The sequence below is a fragment of the Deltaproteobacteria bacterium IMCC39524 genome (assembly GCA_029667085.1).
GTDB lineage: Bacteria > Desulfobacterota > Desulfuromonadia > Desulfuromonadales > BM103 > M0040.
The window spans coordinates 1-20,284 of the sequence record JARUHJ010000013.1 but is presented as its reverse complement, the minus strand read 5'-3'; the positions used below and the strand labels follow the sequence as shown (position 1 = coordinate 20,284).

General features: G+C 45.1%; 18 protein-coding genes and 1 riboswitch. Of the genes, 12 read left to right on the top strand and 6 right to left on the bottom strand.

What is annotated here, in order from left to right; translation table 11 throughout:
* Together P9J64_17295 and P9J64_17290 are read left to right on the top strand one after the other, a co-directional pair.
* On the top strand, positions 1-151 hold a 151-nt coding region (locus P9J64_17295; GenBank protein ID MDG5470074.1), incomplete at its 5' end, for an IS1595 family transposase.
* 323 nt (positions 152-474) lie between these two features.
* The gene (locus P9J64_17290) at positions 475-993 is read left to right on the top strand and encodes a cytochrome C (GenBank protein MDG5470073.1); all 519 of its coding nucleotides are present in this window, start codon (positions 475-477) and stop codon (positions 991-993) included.
* A gap of 247 nt (positions 994-1,240) precedes the next feature.
* On the opposite strand, the gene P9J64_17285 is transcribed toward P9J64_17290, so the two are convergent.
* Positions 1,241-1,552 (bottom strand): cytochrome c3 family protein, encoded by a 312-nt coding sequence (locus P9J64_17285; protein ID MDG5470072.1) that lies wholly within the window; start codon positions 1,550-1,552, stop codon positions 1,241-1,243.
* 94 nt (positions 1,553-1,646) lie between these two features.
* A riboswitch (cyclic di-GMP riboswitch) is annotated at positions 1,647-1,723 on the bottom strand.
* Between the two features lie 1,003 nt (positions 1,724-2,726).
* Between P9J64_17285 and P9J64_17280 the strand changes: the two genes are divergently transcribed.
* Positions 2,727-3,197 carry a glycine zipper 2TM domain-containing protein gene (locus P9J64_17280; protein ID MDG5470071.1) on the top strand — a complete coding sequence of 157 codons (471 nt, stop codon included), beginning with the start codon at positions 2,727-2,729 and terminating at the stop codon, positions 3,195-3,197.
* A 152-nt stretch (positions 3,198-3,349) separates the two neighbouring features.
* On the opposite strand, the gene P9J64_17275 is transcribed toward P9J64_17280, so the two are convergent.
* Positions 3,350-3,850, bottom strand: a complete 501-nt coding sequence (locus P9J64_17275; protein ID MDG5470070.1) for a cytochrome P460 family protein — start codon at positions 3,848-3,850, stop codon at positions 3,350-3,352.
* A 401-nt stretch (positions 3,851-4,251) separates the two neighbouring features.
* On the opposite strand from P9J64_17275, the gene P9J64_17270 reads away from it, so the two are divergent.
* From P9J64_17270 to P9J64_17260, 3 genes are all read left to right on the top strand, one after another.
* On the top strand, positions 4,252-6,660 hold the full coding sequence (locus tag P9J64_17270; protein MDG5470069.1) for an ATP-binding protein: 2,409 nt from the start codon (positions 4,252-4,254) through the stop codon (positions 6,658-6,660).
* A gap of 276 nt (positions 6,661-6,936) precedes the next feature.
* Positions 6,937-7,881 carry a hypothetical protein gene (locus P9J64_17265; GenBank protein ID MDG5470068.1) on the top strand — a complete coding sequence of 315 codons (945 nt, stop codon included), beginning with the start codon at positions 6,937-6,939 and terminating at the stop codon, positions 7,879-7,881.
* A gap of 574 nt (positions 7,882-8,455) precedes the next feature.
* Positions 8,456-8,833 carry a hypothetical protein gene (locus tag P9J64_17260; GenBank protein MDG5470067.1) on the top strand — a complete coding sequence of 126 codons (378 nt, stop codon included), beginning with the start codon at positions 8,456-8,458 and terminating at the stop codon, positions 8,831-8,833.
* Positions 8,834-9,026: 193 nt separating this feature from the next.
* On the opposite strand, the gene P9J64_17255 is transcribed toward P9J64_17260, so the two are convergent.
* Positions 9,027-9,275 carry a hypothetical protein gene (locus P9J64_17255; protein ID MDG5470066.1) on the bottom strand — a complete coding sequence of 83 codons (249 nt, stop codon included), beginning with the start codon at positions 9,273-9,275 and terminating at the stop codon, positions 9,027-9,029.
* Between the two features lie 617 nt (positions 9,276-9,892).
* Between P9J64_17255 and P9J64_17250 the strand changes: the two genes are divergently transcribed.
* Positions 9,893-11,083, top strand: a complete 1,191-nt coding sequence (locus P9J64_17250; GenBank protein ID MDG5470065.1) for a tetratricopeptide repeat protein — start codon at positions 9,893-9,895, stop codon at positions 11,081-11,083.
* Positions 11,084-11,286: 203 nt separating this feature from the next.
* Here the strand turns inward: P9J64_17250 and P9J64_17245 are convergent, their stop codons facing one another.
* Complete coding sequence (locus tag P9J64_17245) at positions 11,287-11,859, bottom strand: recombinase family protein (protein ID MDG5470064.1); 573 nt, start codon at positions 11,857-11,859, stop codon at positions 11,287-11,289.
* 304 nt (positions 11,860-12,163) lie between these two features.
* Between P9J64_17245 and P9J64_17240 the strand changes: the two genes are divergently transcribed.
* Positions 12,164-12,415, top strand: coding sequence for a hypothetical protein (locus P9J64_17240; protein ID MDG5470063.1), 252 nt, complete (start codon positions 12,164-12,166; stop codon positions 12,413-12,415).
* A gap of 287 nt (positions 12,416-12,702) precedes the next feature.
* Here the strand turns inward: P9J64_17240 and P9J64_17235 are convergent, their stop codons facing one another.
* Together P9J64_17235 and P9J64_17230 are read right to left on the bottom strand one after the other, a co-directional pair.
* Positions 12,703-14,721 (bottom strand): CocE/NonD family hydrolase, encoded by a 2,019-nt coding sequence (locus P9J64_17235; GenBank protein ID MDG5470062.1) that lies wholly within the window; start codon positions 14,719-14,721, stop codon positions 12,703-12,705.
* Complete coding sequence (locus tag P9J64_17230) at positions 14,722-16,023, bottom strand: ATP-grasp domain-containing protein (protein ID MDG5470061.1); 1,302 nt, start codon at positions 16,021-16,023, stop codon at positions 14,722-14,724.
* A 257-nt stretch (positions 16,024-16,280) separates the two neighbouring features.
* On the opposite strand from P9J64_17230, the gene P9J64_17225 reads away from it, so the two are divergent.
* From P9J64_17225 to P9J64_17210, 4 genes are all read left to right on the top strand, one after another.
* Entirely contained in the window at positions 16,281-17,276 is a 996-nt protein-coding gene (locus tag P9J64_17225; GenBank protein MDG5470060.1) for an MBL fold metallo-hydrolase, read from the top strand.
* Between the two features lie 646 nt (positions 17,277-17,922).
* Positions 17,923-18,342 carry a hypothetical protein gene (locus tag P9J64_17220; protein ID MDG5470059.1) on the top strand — a complete coding sequence of 140 codons (420 nt, stop codon included), beginning with the start codon at positions 17,923-17,925 and terminating at the stop codon, positions 18,340-18,342.
* A 124-nt stretch (positions 18,343-18,466) separates the two neighbouring features.
* Positions 18,467-18,994 carry a gamma carbonic anhydrase family protein gene (locus P9J64_17215; protein ID MDG5470058.1) on the top strand — a complete coding sequence of 176 codons (528 nt, stop codon included), beginning with the start codon at positions 18,467-18,469 and terminating at the stop codon, positions 18,992-18,994.
* Between the two features lie 242 nt (positions 18,995-19,236).
* The gene (locus P9J64_17210) at positions 19,237-19,602 is read left to right on the top strand and encodes an STAS/SEC14 domain-containing protein (protein ID MDG5470057.1); all 366 of its coding nucleotides are present in this window, start codon (positions 19,237-19,239) and stop codon (positions 19,600-19,602) included.
* The last annotated feature ends 682 nt before the right edge of the window (positions 19,603-20,284 follow it).

Sequence of the window (20,284 nt, the reverse complement as noted above, 5' to 3'; positions counted from 1 at the left end):
TCAGGCCAAGCGTCATTTGCGCAGATTCAACGGCATTCCCAGAGAGCATTTTGGGCTCTTTTTGAAGGAATGTGAGTGGCGTTTCAACACCCCTGACCCAAAAACTCAATTGTTATTGTTAAAACAACTAGTTAAAGAGAATATGGGCTAGTTATCTAGGACAGCCCCTTATTGATTGAGGTATTCAGGAAGCAATTTTATACATAAAACGATGGCCGCCTGGATCAATTCCAAGCGGTCATTTTTATTTATCAGGGTTAGCAATAATTTCATTTTTCAGCCAATCTGAGACCTTCATAACAATGCGAGAGGATAAAAAACTAAGTAAGCTACTAAACCAACGCTAAATAGATTGGTGACAAAGTAGCGATTTCCGTTTGTTCTGCTACAACTTCAAGTACGGGTGTCGTACGCCGTCGTTCATGGTTTATCCAGTTAGGCATCAAAGACAAACGTAAGAAAAGGAGAGTCGTAATGAAAGGTGGAAATATGAAAATTGTTCTTACGATCTTATTCGCAGGTGGCCTCTTTGCAGCAACCAATGCGCAATCTGACGTTGGTGAACCGTTACTAGCGAAACCGGATTTTGATATGAAGTTAGTAACGCGGGGACAATATCTACTTAAGACCTCAGGATGTAACGATTGTCATACCCCAGGATACATGCAATCTGAAGGGAAAGTCCCTGATGACCTTTGGCTGACAGGTGATACGTTTGGTTGGCGCGGGCCATGGGGGACGACTTATGGGAGCAATCTCCGCATTTTAGTAGACAACCTGTCGGAGGAACAATGGGTGGGTATGGCAAAGTCTTTTAAAGCTCGCCCTCCGATGCCCTGGTTCAATCTCAATGCTATGACTACGGATGATCTTAGTGCTATGTACCAATTTATTAGTTATCTTGGACCAAGTGGCAAACTTGCACCACCTTATGTATCGCCCGATCAAGAACCAACCGGGCCGCACGCGGTATTCCCAGCGCCACCAAAATGATATGCGTAGTCAGAATTTCCAGACACTAAGGTCTGACCATCGTTGCTAATGGCCATCTGGATCTATTCCGAGTGGCCATTTTTATTTGTCAGGGTCAGTAAGAATTATGCATTTCGGTCAATCTGAGTAACCCAAATCTATTCGAGAGGATTAATAGTAAAGAGAATGACTTTATTCGAGTCGCTCCCCCAGCGCCCGAATCCTTTGGAGTAAGAGTTAGCGCATTTCGTCCGATTTAGACACCAAGTTATTTACTTGCTACCTTTTTTTGATGGTGACAACCGTTGCATTCTGTTGGCCCTTTTGAGGATTCATGACAATTCTGACAATAATTATGCGCCAACAGTTTAGTCATAGAACCACCAAAAGCTTTCAATGCGCTATGGCATGCATGGCAATCATTCAGGCGATCCACGGAATGGACTTCATGGTCAAAAGTCACGACTCCTGCAGATGTTTGATATTCTGTCTTAAATTTATAGTTGTAGTTTTCCTCACTAAAAGCGCAACAGAAAAAAGCAACAAACGTCAATAGTATTAAGAAACTGTACTTACGCATGATTCCCCCTTTAGAATTAGCATGCCGACCAAAACAGAAAGCCACCCACTTTAATAAATGCGGATGGCTTTTACTGTTTTCTCATTATTGGCCTCCTGGTAACTCGGCTATCCTCAATTAGGACCCGTGGCTTTGCGTCATCAGGTTACCCTGACTTTGCCTTTATTGGAGTTTCTTCTTTAAATAGATCAGCAACAAGCAGGCCAATAAGGTTTTGCCTATATTAATTAGCCTCTTGCAAGGCAAAGAGAATTTGTTCTTATTTTAAGTTCTAGCCATTCAACTAGAACTTGCCCGAATATTAGCCATATAGCATTAGGGCAAGTGCATTGTTTTGGTGTGGCCACTACTGGAATGCAGAGTTTCTAGTAAACACCTCAAACACGCCTCTTCATATCATCAAAACAATGCGAGAGGATTTTTAGTAAATATCTCCTCTTTACAACTGAACAGTATATCTCCCACAAAACCATTCTTATAAATCAGACGTTCAATTCGGCTTTTTGAAATTATTGACCGCTAATGTTTTAGAGCTATACTTATTTGAATTATTCTAGGAGGGCATAACATGAGAGCCATACTTTTTTTCATCACAATTTTAGCTTTTCTGTTTCTGGACTTGCCCTCCTTACTAATGAAAAAGGTGAAATCACTAAATAGAAGCACTCCTTCGCTTAACAATTAGTTCCATATTTATATCCAGTGCAGCAGAAGAAAAACGGCCTCTTATTGATTGTGGTATTCAGGAAGCTTTTGATCAACAAATAATGGCCACCTGTATCAATTCCGAGTGGCCATTTATTATTTGTCATGGTATGTGAGAATTATTCCATTGTGCCTGTTTTTTTAATAAAGGAGATTTTTAAATGGAAGATGTAATCGGCACCATAGTTGTCCTGGTTGCAGTGTTTTTGCTGGTTTTTTTCCTTTTCCGAGGAAGGTGATCTTTTGGTAATTGAAGGTTTTATTCTTGCTGTATTTGTTCTTTTAATTATTTGTGTTTCGGCTTTTGGGTATTTACATCGAAACCTCCGCTGCCCAGAGTGTGGCGAAAAAATGACCCGAAATAAGAACAAAACATGGGCATGTGAATCCTGCCAAGCAAAGCATCCAAGTTATCCATGAAGAGCAGACACTTTTTTTACAATTCACCACTTCTGAGAGGACAAAAATTATGGCTATTAAAAACTGTATTCTTACTGTTTTCACACTGTTCATGTTTGTTGTCGCACTACCTGGCTGCGCTCCTCCCAGCACTTCGGGACAGGTCTATTCTCGCGACCAGGCCCGCATCTCTCACCAGGTTTTCTTCGGTACGGTTCTTGAGGTAAGACCTGTGACCATTGAAGGGACTCAATCTGGTGCTGGTGCTGTTGCGGGAGGCGTTCTTGGCGGGATCGCCGGAAGCGCCATTGGAGGAGGAACGGGGCGAAAGTTGGCTACGGCAACTGGTGCAATTGCCGGAGCAGTGACCGGATCTGCTGTTGAAAAAAGTGCCACAACTGTACAGGGCCAAGAAATAACCGTTGAGTTGGATAATGGTGAGATTATCGCTGTAGTTCAAGAGGCCGACGTTAATTTTCAGGACGGAGACCGTGTAAGAGTCTTGAGATCGCAGGATGGAACCATGCGTGTCCGGCAGTAAGTTATGAGGTATTTAAGCGCAATACGTTAAAGCCCCTCCGCCAATATAGGCAGAGGGGCTTTTGTTAAAAATTACGACTTCTGAGAAGAAAACAAAACGGCCCAACCAGGTTCTGGCGGACCGTCATTTTTTATTAAATTTGTATCTTAAATTCAAGGCAGCGTTGATGGATGGGTAAAAACGTAGTCACTGCCTTTCACCGGTGTATGACAACCGAAACATTCATAAACAAAAGATTCGTCCTGGCCATATGGTTTCAATTCCATCCCTTTCCAACGAGCAAACCCCCACCCGCCTGTGCCCGAGTATTTCTTCGCATCCTTTATCATAAATTCGACATGAACAAATTCGCCTGGCACGATGGCCTTTTCCCAGCTATCAAGGGTTGTCTCCTTCCAAACTATTTTCGCCATGACAGATCCGTCTGGCCATGGGTTAATCTGTTTAGACCTCGCTGCGGCAATGGCCGTGTCGTTGCCAAGAATAACTCGAAGTGTATAGTTATCCACTCGGTGTGATGAACTGATTAATCTCCAGTCCTTATAGTCTGAGGGAAAACTGATACCGTTTGGGGCTGGAGGAACTGTGTCCTGTGCATTTACGAAACCGGCAAAGACAATGGTTAAAATTAAACAAATGATAACTCGTTTCATATTAACGACCTCCTTTACGCTAAGGCTAACCCTCACTATAACGAAAGACGTTGAATAGTCAAAAAGGTCTCAAATATGTGTTTCAGGTTTCTTTGAAGAGTTGCTGAGCCATATTTTAAATCACCACTGCCGAGACGAAAACGGGCGTATTATTGATAGAGATATTTAAGACAACAAAATGATGGCCGCTGGGATCAATTACGAGTTGCCATTTCTCGTTTTTTGTCTCTCTGGTTGGTTTAACCTTTAATAGCTAACGACTTAGACCCTTCTGCGGTGCTCGCAACCTATAATTGTATTGCAGTGTTGACTTGTAGGTTTACCGTTAACCGATATTCTTTGAGTAAGCTTGAGCAGTAAAATCTTGTGTGAAGACTCTATGGATTAATTTGGAGAGAATCATGGACGAACTCCGCCTATGTCGCGATGATCTCTGTTGGCGCTGCGATCCGAGCCAGTTCGAATTTGCTAGCACCGAGGAACTCCCACCATTAGAAGGAATTATCGGCCAGGAAAGGGCGATGACTGCCATCGATTTTGGCATCGGCATCCGCAGCAGGGGGTTCAATCTTTTTATCCTCGGGCAGCCAGGTACTGGTCGAACATCGACTATCAAAGCCCATCTCGCAAGCCATGCAGAGAATCAGCCGGTCCCAGACGATTGGTGTTATGTGCACGACCTCATTGATGGGACCAGCCCCGAATACATTCGCCTTCCGCCCGGAAAGGGATGGGAGCTCAAAAGTGATGTCGACAACCTGGTTGAGCGCCTATCCAAAGATATCCCGAAGATTTTCGCAGGCAGAATGTACGAAAAGCAGCGGGATCGGATCAGCAAAACATACCAAAGAAAGCAAAGCGAGTTGTATACAGCGCTGGAGTTGGAGTCCAAGGAGGAAGGATTCATCCTGCAAGAGGGTAGCGATGGACCAACCTTGTCGCCGTCAAAGGATGGCAAACCCTTGACAGAGGAGGAGTACGAAAAACTAAGCCCGGCAGAGAAAACCCGCCTCGAAAAAAAGAGCAGCGCGCTGCATAAGCGCATTAAGGAAGTGACTCTGGAGATAAACAGACTGGAAATGATCATGCAAACAGAAATCGCAGACATGGAAAAATCCATGATGCTTATCGCCATTGACCAGATGTATGAAGAAATGCAAAAGAAATATCATGATTTTGAACACGTCGTCGCCTACTTCGAAGCGTGTAAGGAAGACCTTCTCGGGCGAATCGAAGAGTTTCGTGAGCAGCGAAAACCGCAGCTCATAATCCCGGGGATGACAATTCAGACCAACGAGCCGTCCTTCGACTGCTACCAAGTCAACCTTCTGGTCGACAACAGCGAGTGTGAAGGGGCACCGGTAGTCTATGAGACCAATCCAACCTATTTCAACCTCTTTGGCCGTATCGAACACATCATTGAAATGGGAAGTGCCTCGACCAATTTTCACATGATCAAGGCAGGGGCTTTGCATCGGGCCAATGGTGGCTACCTGATCCTCGATTGTCGCGAGGTATTGCTGAGTATTTTCTCCTACGAGGCACTTAAACGCTGCATCCGTAATCGCGAGGTGAAGATGGAGGATATGGTCGAGCAGTACCGCCTGATTGCAACGGTCTCGCTTAAGCCGCAGCCAATTCCCCTGGATTGTAAAATTGTTCTGATCGGTACGCCGATCTTATACTACCTGCTGTACGAGTATGACCCCGATTTTCGCAAGTACTTCAAGGTCAAGGTCGATTTCGACCAGATGATGAAAAATACTTGGGAGAATGTGCACCAGTATGCCCTTTTTATAGGCACTAAATGCACCGAGGAGGCGCTGCGACATTTCGATCCCAATGCTATAGCCCGTACGGTCGAATATGCAGCGAGATTGACGGAAGACCAACAACGGCTCTCGGCTCACTTTCTTCAAATCAGCGACCTGGTCCGCGAGGCTTCCTTTTACGCTGAACGAGAAGCAAAGGAGCTTGTTGAGGCCAAGCACGTTGATCTGGCGATCGAGGCTCGGATCTATCGATCCAACAAGTTGGAAGAGAAGATCCAGGATATGATCGAAGAAGGCAGTCTGCTGATCGACACCAAGGATGCAGTTGTTGGGCAGCTCAATGGCCTTTCCGCCTACCAGTTAGGCGACTACACCTTTGGCAAACCCTCACGTGTTACGGCCCGCAGCTATCTAGGTAAAGAAGGAGTGGTTAACATCGAGCGTGAAGCCAAGCTCTCCGGACCGATTCATGATAAGGGCGTGATGATTCTGAGCGGATTTTTCGGTAAACGTTATGCCAGCGACAAGCCGCTGACACTCTCGGCCACTATCTGTTTCGAGCAGTCTTACGGCGGCATCGAAGGAGATAGCGCATCGTCCACCGAGCTCTATGCGTTACTCTCCAGCTTGGCGGACCTGCCGCTTGACCAGGGCATCGCCGTAACCGGTTCGGTCAATCAGCATGGAAAGGTCCAGCCGATTGGCTCCGTCAATGAGAAGATTGAAGGGTTTTATGCCGTCTGCAAGGCTAAGGGTCTGACTGGTAAGCAGGGGGTGATTATCCCCGAGGCGAATCGCAAGAACCTGATGCTCAAGCCCGAGGTCATTACCGCTGTAGAAAAAAGTCATTTCCATATCTGGAGTATCACCAGCATCGACCAGGGAATAGAAATCTTGACCGGTGTCAAAGCCGGGGAACGCAAGAAAGAAGGGCGCTGGCCTAAAGGGTCAGTCAACGACCTGGTTGACCAACGTCTCTTGGAAATGACCAGGATCGTGCAGCGTTTTCAGAAAGAGGCAAAAAACAGCGAGGACTAAATAGCAGTAGATGACAATGATCCACCTCAACCTCTTTCTTAGTTTGCCGATAAAATTCCAGAGAGGGGAAAAGCCTCATAAGTCACGACTTCCGAGAAGAAAGCCGGCTTCTTATTGATAGAGGTATTCAGTAAGCTGTTTAATACACAAAACTATGGTCACCAGGATCTGTTCCTTGGTGGCCTTTTTTATTTTTATTTATCTATTGACATACCTGACTAATATAGTAATATTTTGTGATTAGAACATTGCACATCACGTTCTACTTAATTTGTGATGGATATTTTGGGTAAAGGTGGAATAAATATGCATTTGGTTAGATTTGCGGCTTTAATGATGCTTGTTCTTTTCTCTACCCAAGCACATTCTGCAACATTCTCAGATTGTTACTTAAAAACTTGTGTCTTTGTAACTGTACCTGATAATGCTGAACCAGGCGTTGATTTTGATGTCAAGGTTGAAGGGTATATTGAAGATGCCTCGTCATTCGATGTCTCAGCCTATATGCTCGTTGAGGACGCTGAATGGGATTATGCAGAAGAAACGCATATGGTAAGTGCGTCAGGCCTTGTGAAAGATGCTGTTGGGTTTTATTGGGGGGGTAGCATTACGAATACCTACACGTTTAATTATCCTGACGGAAACCATCGACTCACATTTGTGTTTGGTCCAAGAAGTTCATCACATGGTTATTACGATGTTGCCGTTGATGCAGAGATTGCAATAGGTTCACCCGTTCTCAATGTCGCATTTGATGTTAAACCACAGAGATGCCCAAACCCTCTTAACGTAGAGGAAAATGGGATTATGACAGCAGCGATAGTGGGCTTCCCTGGTTTTGATGTTATGACGGTCGACACTTCCACTATTCAGGTTGCAGGGATAAGTCCGATTCATATTGCCTATGAAGATGTAGCAGAACCATACTACCCACTTGTCGGAAAAACCGCTGAATTAGATTGCAATTCAGGTGGATTAGACGGGGTTACTGACCTAGTAATTAAGTTTAAGACTCACGACGTTTTTCTTGCGTTACAAGAGTTTGAGGGCAGGCTACTTGAAGATGGAGAAAATGTTTTAGCAGTTATGAACGCTGAATTATACCCTACGGATGGGTCGACTTCTGGATCTCCTGTTTACGGTGAAGACATCATCCATATCATAATGAACAATACCAAGAGCAACCATGTAACTACAAACAAAGATAATGGGAAAAATTAGCAACCAAGAACGGCACTTCTGATGCGGTCTCTGGGGGTTGTCCCTAGGGGTAGTTTCTTATCTGTCACGACTTCTGAGAAAGAAAACGGCTTCTTATTGATAGAGATATTTAAGACGACAAAAATATGGCCACCTAGATCAACTCCGGGTGGCCATTTACTATTTATCAGGGTCAGTGAGAATTGTACGTTTTGGGGAATCGAAAGCCTTCAAAACAATGTGGGAGGATTTACAAGAAGTCATTCCTTTGACCTCACCTATCGACTGATGTAAATTAGCTGTGTCTGATTTATGAAGGTATCTGAGAATTAGGGGGAATGAAGAGATATGACCATAGGCCATCCGTTCAACTGCGGGTGGCTTGTTTTCTTTATGGCCTGTAACCCTTAACTCGGATTTTGTTCTTCAATATTTAGACGGCTTCAACCTGAAATGTCTTCCGCATTAAGGATTTGAAGCACAAACTTTAACCAACCACCTGCGGGGCGATATCAAGCGTAGCCGCACGTAGAATAAATATTATGTGCTAAATCTATCCACCACTTAATTTACATTTTAAAGGATTATTAAAGTTATGTTCAAAAAAATATTACCTAAGGTCGTTTTAGCGTTAGTTATTCTAATACCTTTATCAGGTTGTGTTTACAAATCTAATGTAGATTACGGAAATCAATTTACATCGGAACAAGTAAAACAGATAAAGAAAAAAGTTACGACAAAATCAGACCTTTTAAAAATATTTGGTGAGCCAGCTATTAAAAGTGTAATAAGTGAAACGGGTGAAAAATGGGTGTATTCTTACACTGGAGGTACAGCCTCAGCGCAAGCTTTTACAATGAAAACCACATCAGACATATCAACGCATATGCTTGATATTTTGATTGAAAATGATGTGGTAATAAATTTCGCTGAAACTAATAATAAGCATAATATGAATACCTCTGTGCAGTAAGCACATAACAAGTCGCTTAAAAGGACAAATAACAGTTGGCTTTTGCTCCTTCGTCGCTATTTTAGCCAACAATTATTTCCCTCTTAGCGAGGCGGCTTAGTATTGATAGAGGTATTCAGGAAGCTCTTTAATACACAAAACTATGGCCACCAGGATCTATTCCTTGGTGGCCTTTTATCATTTTTTTTCGGTGTTATCTTGGAGGAACAACTTTAACTAGAGATACACCAATGTCAGGAGAGTTCATCCACATTCGTGGCAGAAAATCGACTTCGACATAATATTCACTATTTCGTTGTGCCTCAAAGGTGACATTGTTTGTCGTTGAATAAACAGAAACTTTCCCTGTAGGTATTTTGGTTTTTATGTAGCCGCCTGGACCAATCTGACCGATTAAAACTCCATTGACATTTACTGGTGCTGCTATTGCTGAGCCAAGCATGCTGTTTGTCCTATTTACATGAAGCACAGAATGGTTGTCAGCTAAGACGCCAAGAGCGTAATCGGTCTGGTACTGATTTGTTCCCACGCATGATGATAAGAGCAAGAAGGAGACGTATAGAATAAATTTTCTCATTATTGGCATCCCGGTACGTTTGTTTTAAATCATGACCATTCACATTATAGGGTCAAATCCAATAATATCCACAATACTTACTTGTTATAGCTTCTTAGGGCTTTGGCAATTCTCAAAAATCACGATTTGTGAGAGGAAAACCGGCTTCTTATTGATAGAGACATTCAGGAAGACAAAACTATGGCCACAAGGGTTCGATTCTTGGTGGCCTTTTATTGTTTATCAGGTTTACTAAGAAACTTGTAAATTTGCCAAACTGGAGATTCTGAAACAATGTAGGAGCATTTACAGGAGATTAATCTTTATCGACTTCCCCTTTTTCTGTAGGTTGGAAACGACTTACTTGATTTATTCCATGGGGTATGGAAGTAATCAGCAGGCAAACAGAATAATCTTAACTTTTCTACTGACCGCTGTTGTCGGCATGATGCTGACCAGCGGTTTTCTCAAGTTGATCCATTGTAAAGTGAAGTGGAAATTCCATGAAGCAGTTATTTCAAATCAGTTTTGTTTTTGTCTTTCTTCTCGCACTAGCATCTGTGGCGATTGGTGGCAACCTTGAAGAGGGTCTTGCAGCGGCGGAATCCGGCGATTTTAAAAAAGCCTACCAACTCTGGCTAATTGAAGCCGAGAAAGGAAACACTTTTGCTCAAAGCTACCTCGGGGTCTTGTATGCTAAAGGTCAAGGTGTTGCACAAGACGATAAGGAGGCGTTGAAATGGTTTCGCCTAGCCGTTGTACAGGGTGATGCAACAACCCAAATTAATCTGGGCTCCTTGTATGCCAAAGGTCAAGGTGTCTCACAAGACGACAAGGAAGCGTTAAAGTGGTTTCGCCTGGCCGCTGCACAGGGGGAAGCAAAAGCTCAACGCCATCTCGGGGTCATGTATGCCAGAGGTCGAGGTGTCTCACCAGACGATGAGGCAGCAGCTAAGTGGTTTTACCTGGCTGCTGTACAGGGAGATGCTAAAGCTCAATTCAGCCTCGGAGTCATGTATGATGTCGGTCGATATTTCGCACAAAACTATGTAGTCGCCTGTGCCTGGTATGCTTTAGCTGCGGGAAATGGCGAGGTATCCGCCCAAAACTTTATGAATGCCGCCCAGAAAGAAATGACCACTAGTGAAATTGAAATGTCTCGGCAGATAGCCGAACAGACCCAGGCAGAGATAGGTGGTAGCTGTTCAGATAGTTGTCGACTAAGTCTCGTCTCGCAGTTTTATTTTGAAGAGTCAGCTCATGTGCCAGCTGTTTTTGAGAAGGTTTCGGCCACCTCTGAGGAGCCCTCGGTTGCGGTCAGCAACGTGCGCCGAGCGGTGGCACCTGACGTCAAAAAGATATCGATGAAAGCTACGCCGCTCAAGACTGTGGTCCCCAGTGTCAAAGAGGTGCCAATGAGTAATGCACGGCCCCAAACCGTGATCTCTGCAAGCAAGGACAACTGGCTACTCAGTTCCCGAGAGGGAGAATGTGCGCCTTTGGGAAGCGTCAGCCGTAAGGTTAAAAACATCGGAACGTTCAAGACCCCACAGGAGTTAGCCCGCCAGATACAGAGACGTGGTTACCAGGCCTTTGCTCTTGATGTCGGCGACGTGCGCGACCAGACGATGCGTGTCAAGGCTCCTGACCTAGAACTGGATGTGCTTTTTGTGCGACCGGGGATGTGTCGTTGAACTAGGTGCATTTTTATGTATTCGAGAGACAGTTTAATTCACACATTATGGTCACTTGGTTCTGATCCTTAAGGGGAGTGATCTTTTTCTTATAAATCACGACATATGAGAGGAAAACCGGCTTCTTATTGATAGAGGTATTCAATAAGCTCTTTAATCCGCAGAATCAAGGCCACCGGATCATCGTCGGGTGGCCTTTGTGTTCATGCAGACAATGCCTGTCTGTTCTCATAATATAGTCGATATACAGAGGATGTGCTGATGCCATAATGTTCGGCAATCTCACGTTTACTACACCCTGGCGTTTCGTAATCATTTAGAAGTTCGACTATCTCTTGAGGTGTAAGTTTTGGTTTCGCCCCGAAGACAACACCGCGAGCTTTGGCTTTCTCTCGGCCCTCCAGTGAGCGTTCCCTAATCAATCCTCGCTCAAATTCACCTATAGCTGCAAGAATGTTGAATTGAAGTTTGCCGTAGATGGTTGTGGTGTCGATCCCTTGGTCCATGACAACGAGATCCACATTCTTCTCTTCAAGTCGCTGAACAATAATTGATAAATCAACTACGGATCGAGCAAGGCGATCAAGCTTTGTGACCGCGAAAACATCTTCCTCCCTCACAAAGTCGAGAGCATTTTTTAGTTCAGGACGATTTTTGGTCGAACTGGCTGAGGTTTTCTCTCGAAAGATACGATCACAGTCTGCCAAGTGATCCATCTGTACATCCAGTTTCTGGCCAACGGTGCTGACTCTTGCATAGCCGACTTTCATTCCCATGATAACCTCCCTTTCATAGCTGTCTCTTGTGATCCGCTGTGGTGGGGGTGGTCATGAAAGTTTAGCTTTAGAAGGGTAAGTTTTTTTGAATTGAAGGCTATTCAGGGCTGTGGCCAAATCAGTAGTTTTATGGAAGTTGAGTTGATGATAGAACATTTGAGACCTTCTGATTTTGACCTTTTAAGGAGATTGCTTTATACGCAAGTTTTTTATATTGTTTGGCAGGTATATGTGGGGCGAAAATGATGGCCACAATCCACCTTCCTGCTGCTCCATCCGCAGCCAACGCTGAAAGAATCATACTATGAACGTTGAAGACCTCCTGCAACAAGTGGTCAATTACGGCCAGAGCAACATGAACGTAGTCATCGCCGTCGTTGCGGTTTTGTTGCTTCTAACATTTTTTAAGCCCAAGAGCATGATGAAGTTTTACGGAGCCTGCGTTCTAGTATTCATTGGGTTCTACCTGCTTACGCTACTAGGTGGCATTCTCTCCAGCGGGGATAAGCAGAAGAATCAAATGATCTACAAGACTCGCGAAGCCACCGGTGAGTAGTCAGCACACAGTTGGGCTCAGTATGCTATTGAAAATATTTTGAGCTATTTCAGGTCACACAGTTTGTAAAACACGAAAGCCCTCAATCTTCGGATCGGGGGCTTTCTTACATTGCAGGGGTACTAAGAAATTCGCAATTTTGACAATTTGTCACGCACCAAGCAATGCAGTAGGATTTAAAATAATCTTGTTTCCTCCCTCTGAAGCCACCCGCTAAACTAAAGAGTCCATTCTTAAGGCTTAAAGGTTTTGGCAGTTAAGCAAATCGTTATAGGGGCGATTCGTTTCTAAACAAACTTGCGCGGTATGGATTTATCCCAACTTTTACAATAAACACGAAAACCAGATTCATAAGCATCGAGATCTGCACGCAGGTAAAAGTTTTCCGAATCGGAGTGCATAACCGTTCGAGTTACTGTCTCTATCTTCCAATCTCCGCGACTTAAGCCTCGCTTAGTGAGAACTTCTCCGCAAACCGAACTAAAATCATCCCCCTTGTATGTGTAACGTTCCAGAACGTATTTCTCCATCGTGAGGTCGATTTCGTCGATGTGCACTTTGCCTTCGTCTTTCACAACCTCCAACGTGGAAAGATCTTCCTCGAGGTCACGAATCACACGCCAGTTTCGTTCCGTAGTGCCAAGCTGTTGGGTCTCTGGTGGGCGGGCTGCTTCGGATTCTTTAAATGGGCTGGCCTGATTATCAATTTGGGCGACACGTACGGGCATAATCACCTGGCTGGCCCCGGTCAAGATTGTCAAGCGAACCGGCCCTGGGGGTGGCCATGCTAACGGCCAGTATGATGTAGATACGGCAACACGGAATCGATGCCCGACAGGGAATGTTTGGGCAATATCATTTAATTTGACCCGTACCCGGTATTGCTGTTCTGGTTGAAGCAACTCGGGGTTTTCGTGGTTATCACGATGGCAAAGATTCAGGATGCCGTAAGTGACTCTTGTTACCTTGTCATCCGGGGCAATATCAGACAGGCGAACGGCAACCATAGCCACTGGCTTATCAGCAGAGAGAACAAGCTCGACCACCGGTTGCCCAAGAACCTCCATGATTTCTTCCAGTGGTTCGCTATCAAAGACAAGCGCGCCGCCGTCTTCCTGTCGTTGATCATGTGGCAAGTCTGGGGTTGCGCTGTATGAGCACCATTTTCCGGCAAACAAACCTACACTCAATGGAGACTGAATCGTTTCAAAAACTTCCGGAGAATGACCGAAGCCCGGAACGATCCCTCGCCAGCCAAGCGTATATGGTTCTGGCTTGATGCTTTGCGATGGCCATTCTTGCTCACTAACCCACCTCCCCGGGCGCATTTTGTAGCTGGTGGTTGGCGGCACGCTGTCTAGCATGTAGGCACGCAGCATCGGTTCCTTCATAATGCCATTGTCTACCCCTTTCAACCAGTAATCCCACCACCTCACTACTTCTTGCAGAAAGCCGATTGCGGGTCCAGGGATCCCATCGTGAGGGTAACGGTGGCTCCATGGGCCGACCAATCCAAGTCGGGGGCAGTCCAGCCGCTCCAGAAGTCGGAACACTGCATTTGTGTAACCGTCTGCCCAACCACTAACCGTCATTACTGGGACTTTGATGGCGCTAAAGTCTTCACAGATTGAACCATGCTTCCAGTAATCGTCACGCTGTTGATGGCGTAGCCAGGTATCAAGCCAGAGGCCACTCTTTTCAAGACGTTCAAACCACATGCCACGCCAGGCATCACCAACAATTTCCGGGTCAGGTGGCATCGAATTGTACGCGAACATGACGCTTGCCCACGACAGGTTGTCGCCGAGGAGACAACCACCCATGTAGTGTACATCATCAGCATACCGATCATCAGTGGAAGCGACACTGATAACAGCCTTCAATGCGGGCGGTTGTCTTGCGGCAATTTGCAGACCATTAAAGCCTCCCCAGGAGATACCAATGATGCCGACGTTGCCGTTACACCAAGGTTGTTTTGCCAACCATGAAATGATCTCCTCGCCATCTGACAACTCTTGCTCAAGATATTCATCGGTCAAAAGCCCTTCCGAATCTCCACTACCGCGCAGGTCGACGCGTAGTGCAGCATAACCGTGCCCGGCATAATAGTGATGCTGGTTTGTGTCACGCAGACGCGTGAAATCACGTTTACGATATGGAATGTATTCGAGAATTGCTGGTACAGCCTCACGTTCAGCACCTTCTGGCAGCCAGAGGCGTCCAGCCAGTCGGATGCCATCTGACATAGGGATCCAAATATTCTCGAACGTATTAACCTCACACGGAAAAGATTCAACGTACTGCATCTAAAGCTCCAGGTTGGTCAAAGATTCAAATTCAAAAGGGAGTCGTTTCATGCATTGTTGGTATTTCCCCACCAGCTCCTCTTCACTTTCTCCGCCGATAAAAATGTTGGCATACTCAAAGCTGTAGCTGTCCGTATCGGCAACATTAGAAAGTCTATCCCCCTCATTGACCCAGACCACAACCAGAACCCCATCGACATCTTTCTGCAGCGCTTCGATCTCATCACGACGCGGAACACGTCGCACGATTGCATCGCCACTGTACCGACGCACCATGAACTTGGTCGCCATCGAATAACGACCTTTCCCCTGCGGGTATTCGGGTTTGCGGCCAAGCCCCAAGTCAACCATGACCTCCTGATGCGACGCCCCTTCAACGAAGTAAAAGAGTGGGCAGTGTGATTTTGAAATACGTGGGTTGATCTCAAGCAGGGAAATACGCCCCGTCTCGGGGTCATGAAAAAACTCGATATTAAAGGGTTCGTTGTTAAGCTTGGTCCGTTGCATGACGCGGACAGTGACATCTTTCATTTGTTCCAGAACGTCCTGGGGGAGACGGGAGGGATAGTGATAACGACTAAAGCTGGATGGATTTTCTTCGCGCAACGAGTCGACGATACCATAAATTGTGGTTTTCCCATCGAATACGTATCCTTCGAGTGTGCACTGGTTCTTTGCTGAGATAATCTCCTCAGCGATGCAGTAATTACCATTGATCGGAGCTATCTTCGATGGTGTGTCAGCCTTTTGGAAAATCTCATTGAAAGGATCAGAAAAACGACCAATGCCCTCTCTGATTTTTGGAATAACAGCATAGAAGTCATCACTGCTTTCAATGCGAAAACCTAGAATGGAGGAATGTGCCTTAACAGGCTTTACCCAGAAAGGGAAGCTAAGGTTGACCTGGTTCAGAGCCTCTTCGTCGAAAGGATTGAAAGGTACAACTCTGGGGATTATTACCTGCGCGACTTCACGTTGTACCAGACGACTCCAATACTTGTGTTCGCAGCGTAAGATGCTTTCGATGGAAGTTGTTGGTAATCCTGCTGACTGGCGCAAGATCGGCAGCATAAGCGTTGCCGGGAAATCCCAAAAAGAGACAATGGCGTCGACTGAGCCTTGAAAATTTGCAAGCTTCAATCGTGCTTCGTCTAAAAGATCGGACATCGCATAGTTGGGTGATTGGATAATTTTTTCTGGAGGGAGGAGTGCATGAAATTGAAAATTGTCAGCATGGTGGATCGTGCCGAAAAGCGTACTGGTAAACTCATCAAGGGCCAGAACAAAGATATTTTTCTTCATTTGCCACTCCTTTGCGAGGTCACCTCAACTTTAACTTGAAGTGGTCAAGCGTCAAGAGAACACTTCATATTTCAGCCATGCAACAAGGGTTTTATTGTCACGTTCGATGAATCAATGATTCTGTGATTATTTCTTAAAAGCCAAGACTGCCACGAAACTTTCAGCGTTACTGGATTGCAGGAGAAGTAAGAACTTTGAATGAAGATTTAGGTACGGTGATAGCTTTTCACTCTTGAGGTGTTCGGTACAATAGAGTTATGCGTTCGGTCTTCTATCCACATCTGGTCAATGGACCCTTTGGAGATCCGGCTCTCTTTGTACGTATCGCGCATCGAGGACAGGCCCTGCTGTTTGACTGCGGCGAATTGCAGGCTCTTAGCCCTCGCGAACTCTTGAAGCTCCATGCGGTGTTCGTGACCCACGCTCATATCGATCATCTGATCGGTTTCGACCACTTGCTGCGAACTTTTCTCTATCTTGATAGGCAACTGTATATTTATGGGCCGGCGGGGCTGATTGATAAGATCAGGCAGCGCTTGGCAGGTTATACCTGGAATCTGATCGAAGGGTATCGTTTTGTACTGACAGTGCGCGAATGGGAAGCAGGAGAGGTCAGGGAATGTTCATTCCATGCTGAAAACCGTTTTGCACCAGGTGTGTTGCTCAGTTGGCCGAGTATCGATGGCTGCTTGGTCGCAACTCCCGACTGGACGGTACGCGTGGAGTCATTGTCACATGGAAATATCGTATCTCTGGCATTTTCACTCGAGGAAACCCTGCACGTAGCGATTCACAAGGACGCATTAATTACTCATGAATATCAGTCAGGCCCCTGGCTCAATCAGTTCAAGGGCCTGGTCAGACGCGCTGAACCTGACTGTCATGAACTGGAGGTGCCATTGGTGAAAGGTGGTTTCAAGACTGTGTCGCTGGGGGTACTGAAACAAACCATTACCCATTGTGAAGCTGGCATGAAAGTCGTTTATGTTGCCGATGCGGCACCGACCACGGAGAATTGTCAAAAGATTATCACTCTGGCAAGGAATGCCCATCTTCTGGTCATCGAAGCGGCTTTTGCGCATGCCGAACTCGACCGTGCCAGGCAGCGGCATCATTTAACGGCACGATTGTCCGGTGAATTGGGCCGTAAGACAGGTGCCGCCAGACTATTAGTCTTTCATCATTCGCCGCGTTATCAGGAGACTCCCGATCTGTTGCGGCAAGAGGCTATGGATGCATTCACAGGGGAATAGAGAAGTCGTGTCGCTCTGGTGGCATAAGTTAAAGAGATGCTTATCCAAGAATTTCGGAGATATGGATTCCTCTGTTGACATAAACTTTCTTGGTTAAGGATATATCCACCCAAAAAAGGCAGTCGATCGGCAGAGTTTCCCAAGATCGTCGTTATTCCTTTTGATCACGACTTCTGAGAAGAAAACCGGCTTCTTATTGATAGAGGTATTCAGTAAGCTCTTTAATACACAAAACTATGGCCGCCTGGATCAATTCCGAGCGGCCATTTTTATTTATCAGGGGTAGTAAGAATTTCGCATTTCTGTCTATTCCAAACCCTACAGCCGATGCGAGAGGATAAACAATAATTACACCTCTTTGACCTTCCATTCGATTGCTATAGATTGGCTGTGTCTTATATTGCAGGGTATGTAGGAATTGCACGATTCAGTCGGTTTTTCTTTAATGAGGCTTCTGACGCAACTTTCAAGACTTCTCAAATTTGATGAAATGTAATAATTCCGGTAGATTGGCGACTGTTTCAGTTGCTTGGTGAATGAGATTTTAGGGGGAAATGTTGAACGATAACTACAGGCCATCCGTGAACGAGTACGGGTTGCCTGTTTTTGTTTCCTTCGTATGGCCTGAGGTTTATGGAGGGTTTAAATGCGTATAGTTGTGATTGACGGCGAAGCCTGTATCAGAGAGACCTTCAAACGGCATTTCGAGGAGAGCGGGCATGAGGTTACTACATTAGACTCTCCGATAGGATGTGATGTATTTGATGGTCATGAATGCACAAAAGACACTCCATGTGGAGATGTCCTGTTCATTGATTACTTCTTAGCTGGGGGCAACGCTTTAGACTTCGTCGAAGAAATGACTGCAAAAGGGTGCAAAGCTATAGTGAGAAACAAATTTGTTATGTCTGGGAACATAGACATGGTTGACCAAGAAAGATCCAATAATTTGGACTGTAACATCATTCAGAAACCATTAAACTTTGACGATCTCGACAACTTGCTAGACAAGTGTTTAAAGAACAAGATGCAAAAAATGATCAAGAAAGCCCTATCCATTGAATAGGCAAGCATTTAAGTAGTAAGGTGTCAGTTGCACGCCCCTGAAACGGTTTTGGTGGTGTGTCAGGACCGAGGTGTTGAGACAGCATGAGTAAAAGAATGTTGAGAGACAAAAGACAGGAAGAAATATGCAATACGAACTAGGAACCCGTCGTCCTGTACTTCGCGGAGAGGATCATTTCATTGCTCCCAGTGCCGATGTTATTGGCAATGTGATTTTGGAAAACCAAGTGAGTGTCTGGTTCAACGTAGTCATCCGAGCTGATTGTGATCTTATTCATATCGGTGAATGCTGCAATATTCAGGATGGTGCAGTGTTGCACACAGATCCAGGGATACAGATGAAGCTAGGGCGGGGTGTCACGGTTGGACATGGAGCCATGCTACATGGATGCGAAGTAGGTGAGCACGCTCTGGTTGGCATTAACAGTACGATTCTTAATAAGGCCAAAATTGGCAAATACGCAGTCATCGGAGCCAACTCCCTGATTGCCGAAAAGAAGGAGATCCCGGACTACTCTCTTGTGATGGGGGTTCCTGGCAAAGTAGTAAAAACGCTGGACCCTGATGTTGCAGAGAAGCTGCTTCAGAAATCCACGCAGGCCTATGTGGACCACCTCTACGAGTATCAGGATGAGCTTAAGGCTCTGGAGTAATATTTCGGGATCAGGGACACCGGATCGAGTGTGTCAGTCGGAGGGTTTTTAGGAATTGCCCACATCAGCGGATTTTGGCTCTCATGAGCTTCTGACACAACATTCGAGACACCTTGATTTTTGATGCTTTTCTCTGATTGGCGTATGTTGGCTACTGTGTCAATTCCTTGCTGGATGAGAATTGTGATACAACGAATCGAATTCATATCTTTAACCGTCTATCTGAGTTGCGACATAAAATTATGAAATACGAAATAAAAGTAATAAAGGATAAAGCGTATGTCTGGATTCAGGTGTACGAAAACATCACTGTAGATATCTACAAAGACTTTGCCGAAAAATCAATCCAGATAGCGAAAGAACATCGTATTAATAAATACTTAGTTGATGTGCGAGAGGCTCGCCTTTTTTCTAGCGCCCTCGATCAATATCGTTTTGGCTACGAGGATATGGAGAACTACTCACTTGGCAAGATTTCAAGGATTGCTGTTCTTGTTAAAGAAAGCGACAACTCCCACGATTTCATTGAAACGATTTTCATAAATGCTGGTTATTCTTGTCGACTGTTTATTGATGCAGACGCCGCAATCAAATGGTTAACAAAATAGCACTAGCTTTAGCGAAGAGCATCGAAACAATAAAGTCCTACAAAAATAACAAATCACCTTATGTTTATTTAAATATTGTTGTGTTTATATTAAGAACATCGTTTCACACAACTCCACTGTGGTTTGTTTGTCGGTGAGCTTAAAGTTTTTCTTGTCAGTCACGACTTACGGGAAGAAAAACAGCTTCTTATTGATCGAGGTATTCAGTAAGCTCTTTAATACTCAAAACTATGGCCACCAGGGTTCAGTCCTTGGTGGTCTTCCCTGTTGAACATCAGATTAGGTTTTGTGATATATTGAATTTACCTCAGTAAGATGAGTGAGGTCTCTTAAAGCCAAAGGAGGAAGATTTTATGTCAGTCTCTGATCCGCCCGACCAGTTAGGGAAAGTATCATCAGTTTGAAACTAATAAACCTGACTCACATTAGTCGGGTGTTCTGATACAGATTCCTGCAACGGGAATCGCAAAGAAAGAAAAGGATAGCAACGCATCTCATGTAACTTCGGGGTGCGTTGTTTTGTTAGGGGATGGTAATCACAACAATTCTTATGAGTCAGGCCCCATGTGTCAGCATAGTTGTCGCCTCAAATAAATAAAGAGAGGAGACAACCAGTCATGCCAACAAGATATTCCCCCGCCTTTCGTACCCTGATGGTTCAGAAGATGACCGCCCCCGACAG

Excerpts from the sequence above, each read along its gene's own strand:
- P9J64_17265 (MDG5470068.1), top strand. The coding sequence starts at position 6,937 with ATGGATATTTTGGGTAAAGGTGGAATAAATATGCATTTGGTTAGATTT.
- P9J64_17250 (MDG5470065.1), top strand. The coding sequence starts at position 9,893 with ATGAAGCAGTTATTTCAAATCAGTTTTGTTTTTGTCTTTCTTCTCGCA.
- P9J64_17240 (MDG5470063.1), top strand. The coding sequence starts at position 12,164 with ATGAACGTTGAAGACCTCCTGCAACAAGTGGTCAATTACGGCCAGAGC.
- P9J64_17215 (MDG5470058.1), top strand. The coding sequence starts at position 18,467 with ATGCAATACGAACTAGGAACCCGTCGTCCTGTACTTCGCGGAGAGGAT.
- P9J64_17225 (MDG5470060.1), top strand. The coding sequence starts at position 16,281 with ATGCGTTCGGTCTTCTATCCACATCTGGTCAATGGACCCTTTGGAGAT.
- P9J64_17275 (MDG5470070.1), bottom strand. The coding sequence starts at position 3,850 with ATGAAACGAGTTATCATTTGTTTAATTTTAACCATTGTCTTTGCCGGT.
- P9J64_17285 (MDG5470072.1), bottom strand. The coding sequence starts at position 1,552 with ATGCGTAAGTACAGTTTCTTAATACTATTGACGTTTGTTGCTTTTTTC.
- P9J64_17230 (MDG5470061.1), bottom strand. The coding sequence starts at position 16,023 with ATGAAGAAAAATATCTTTGTTCTGGCCCTTGATGAGTTTACCAGTACG.
- P9J64_17270 (MDG5470069.1), top strand. The coding sequence starts at position 4,252 with ATGGACGAACTCCGCCTATGTCGCGATGATCTCTGTTGGCGCTGCGAT.
- P9J64_17280 (MDG5470071.1), top strand. The coding sequence starts at position 2,727 with ATGGCTATTAAAAACTGTATTCTTACTGTTTTCACACTGTTCATGTTT.
- P9J64_17235 (MDG5470062.1), bottom strand. The coding sequence starts at position 14,721 with ATGCAGTACGTTGAATCTTTTCCGTGTGAGGTTAATACGTTCGAGAAT.
- P9J64_17220 (MDG5470059.1), top strand. The coding sequence starts at position 17,923 with ATGCGTATAGTTGTGATTGACGGCGAAGCCTGTATCAGAGAGACCTTC.
- P9J64_17260 (MDG5470067.1), top strand. The coding sequence starts at position 8,456 with ATGTTCAAAAAAATATTACCTAAGGTCGTTTTAGCGTTAGTTATTCTA.
- P9J64_17210 (MDG5470057.1), top strand. The coding sequence starts at position 19,237 with ATGAAATACGAAATAAAAGTAATAAAGGATAAAGCGTATGTCTGGATT.
- P9J64_17290 (MDG5470073.1), top strand. The coding sequence starts at position 475 with ATGAAAGGTGGAAATATGAAAATTGTTCTTACGATCTTATTCGCAGGT.
- P9J64_17255 (MDG5470066.1), bottom strand. The coding sequence starts at position 9,275 with ATGCTTGGCTCAGCAATAGCAGCACCAGTAAATGTCAATGGAGTTTTA.
- P9J64_17245 (MDG5470064.1), bottom strand. The coding sequence starts at position 11,859 with ATGGGAATGAAAGTCGGCTATGCAAGAGTCAGCACCGTTGGCCAGAAA.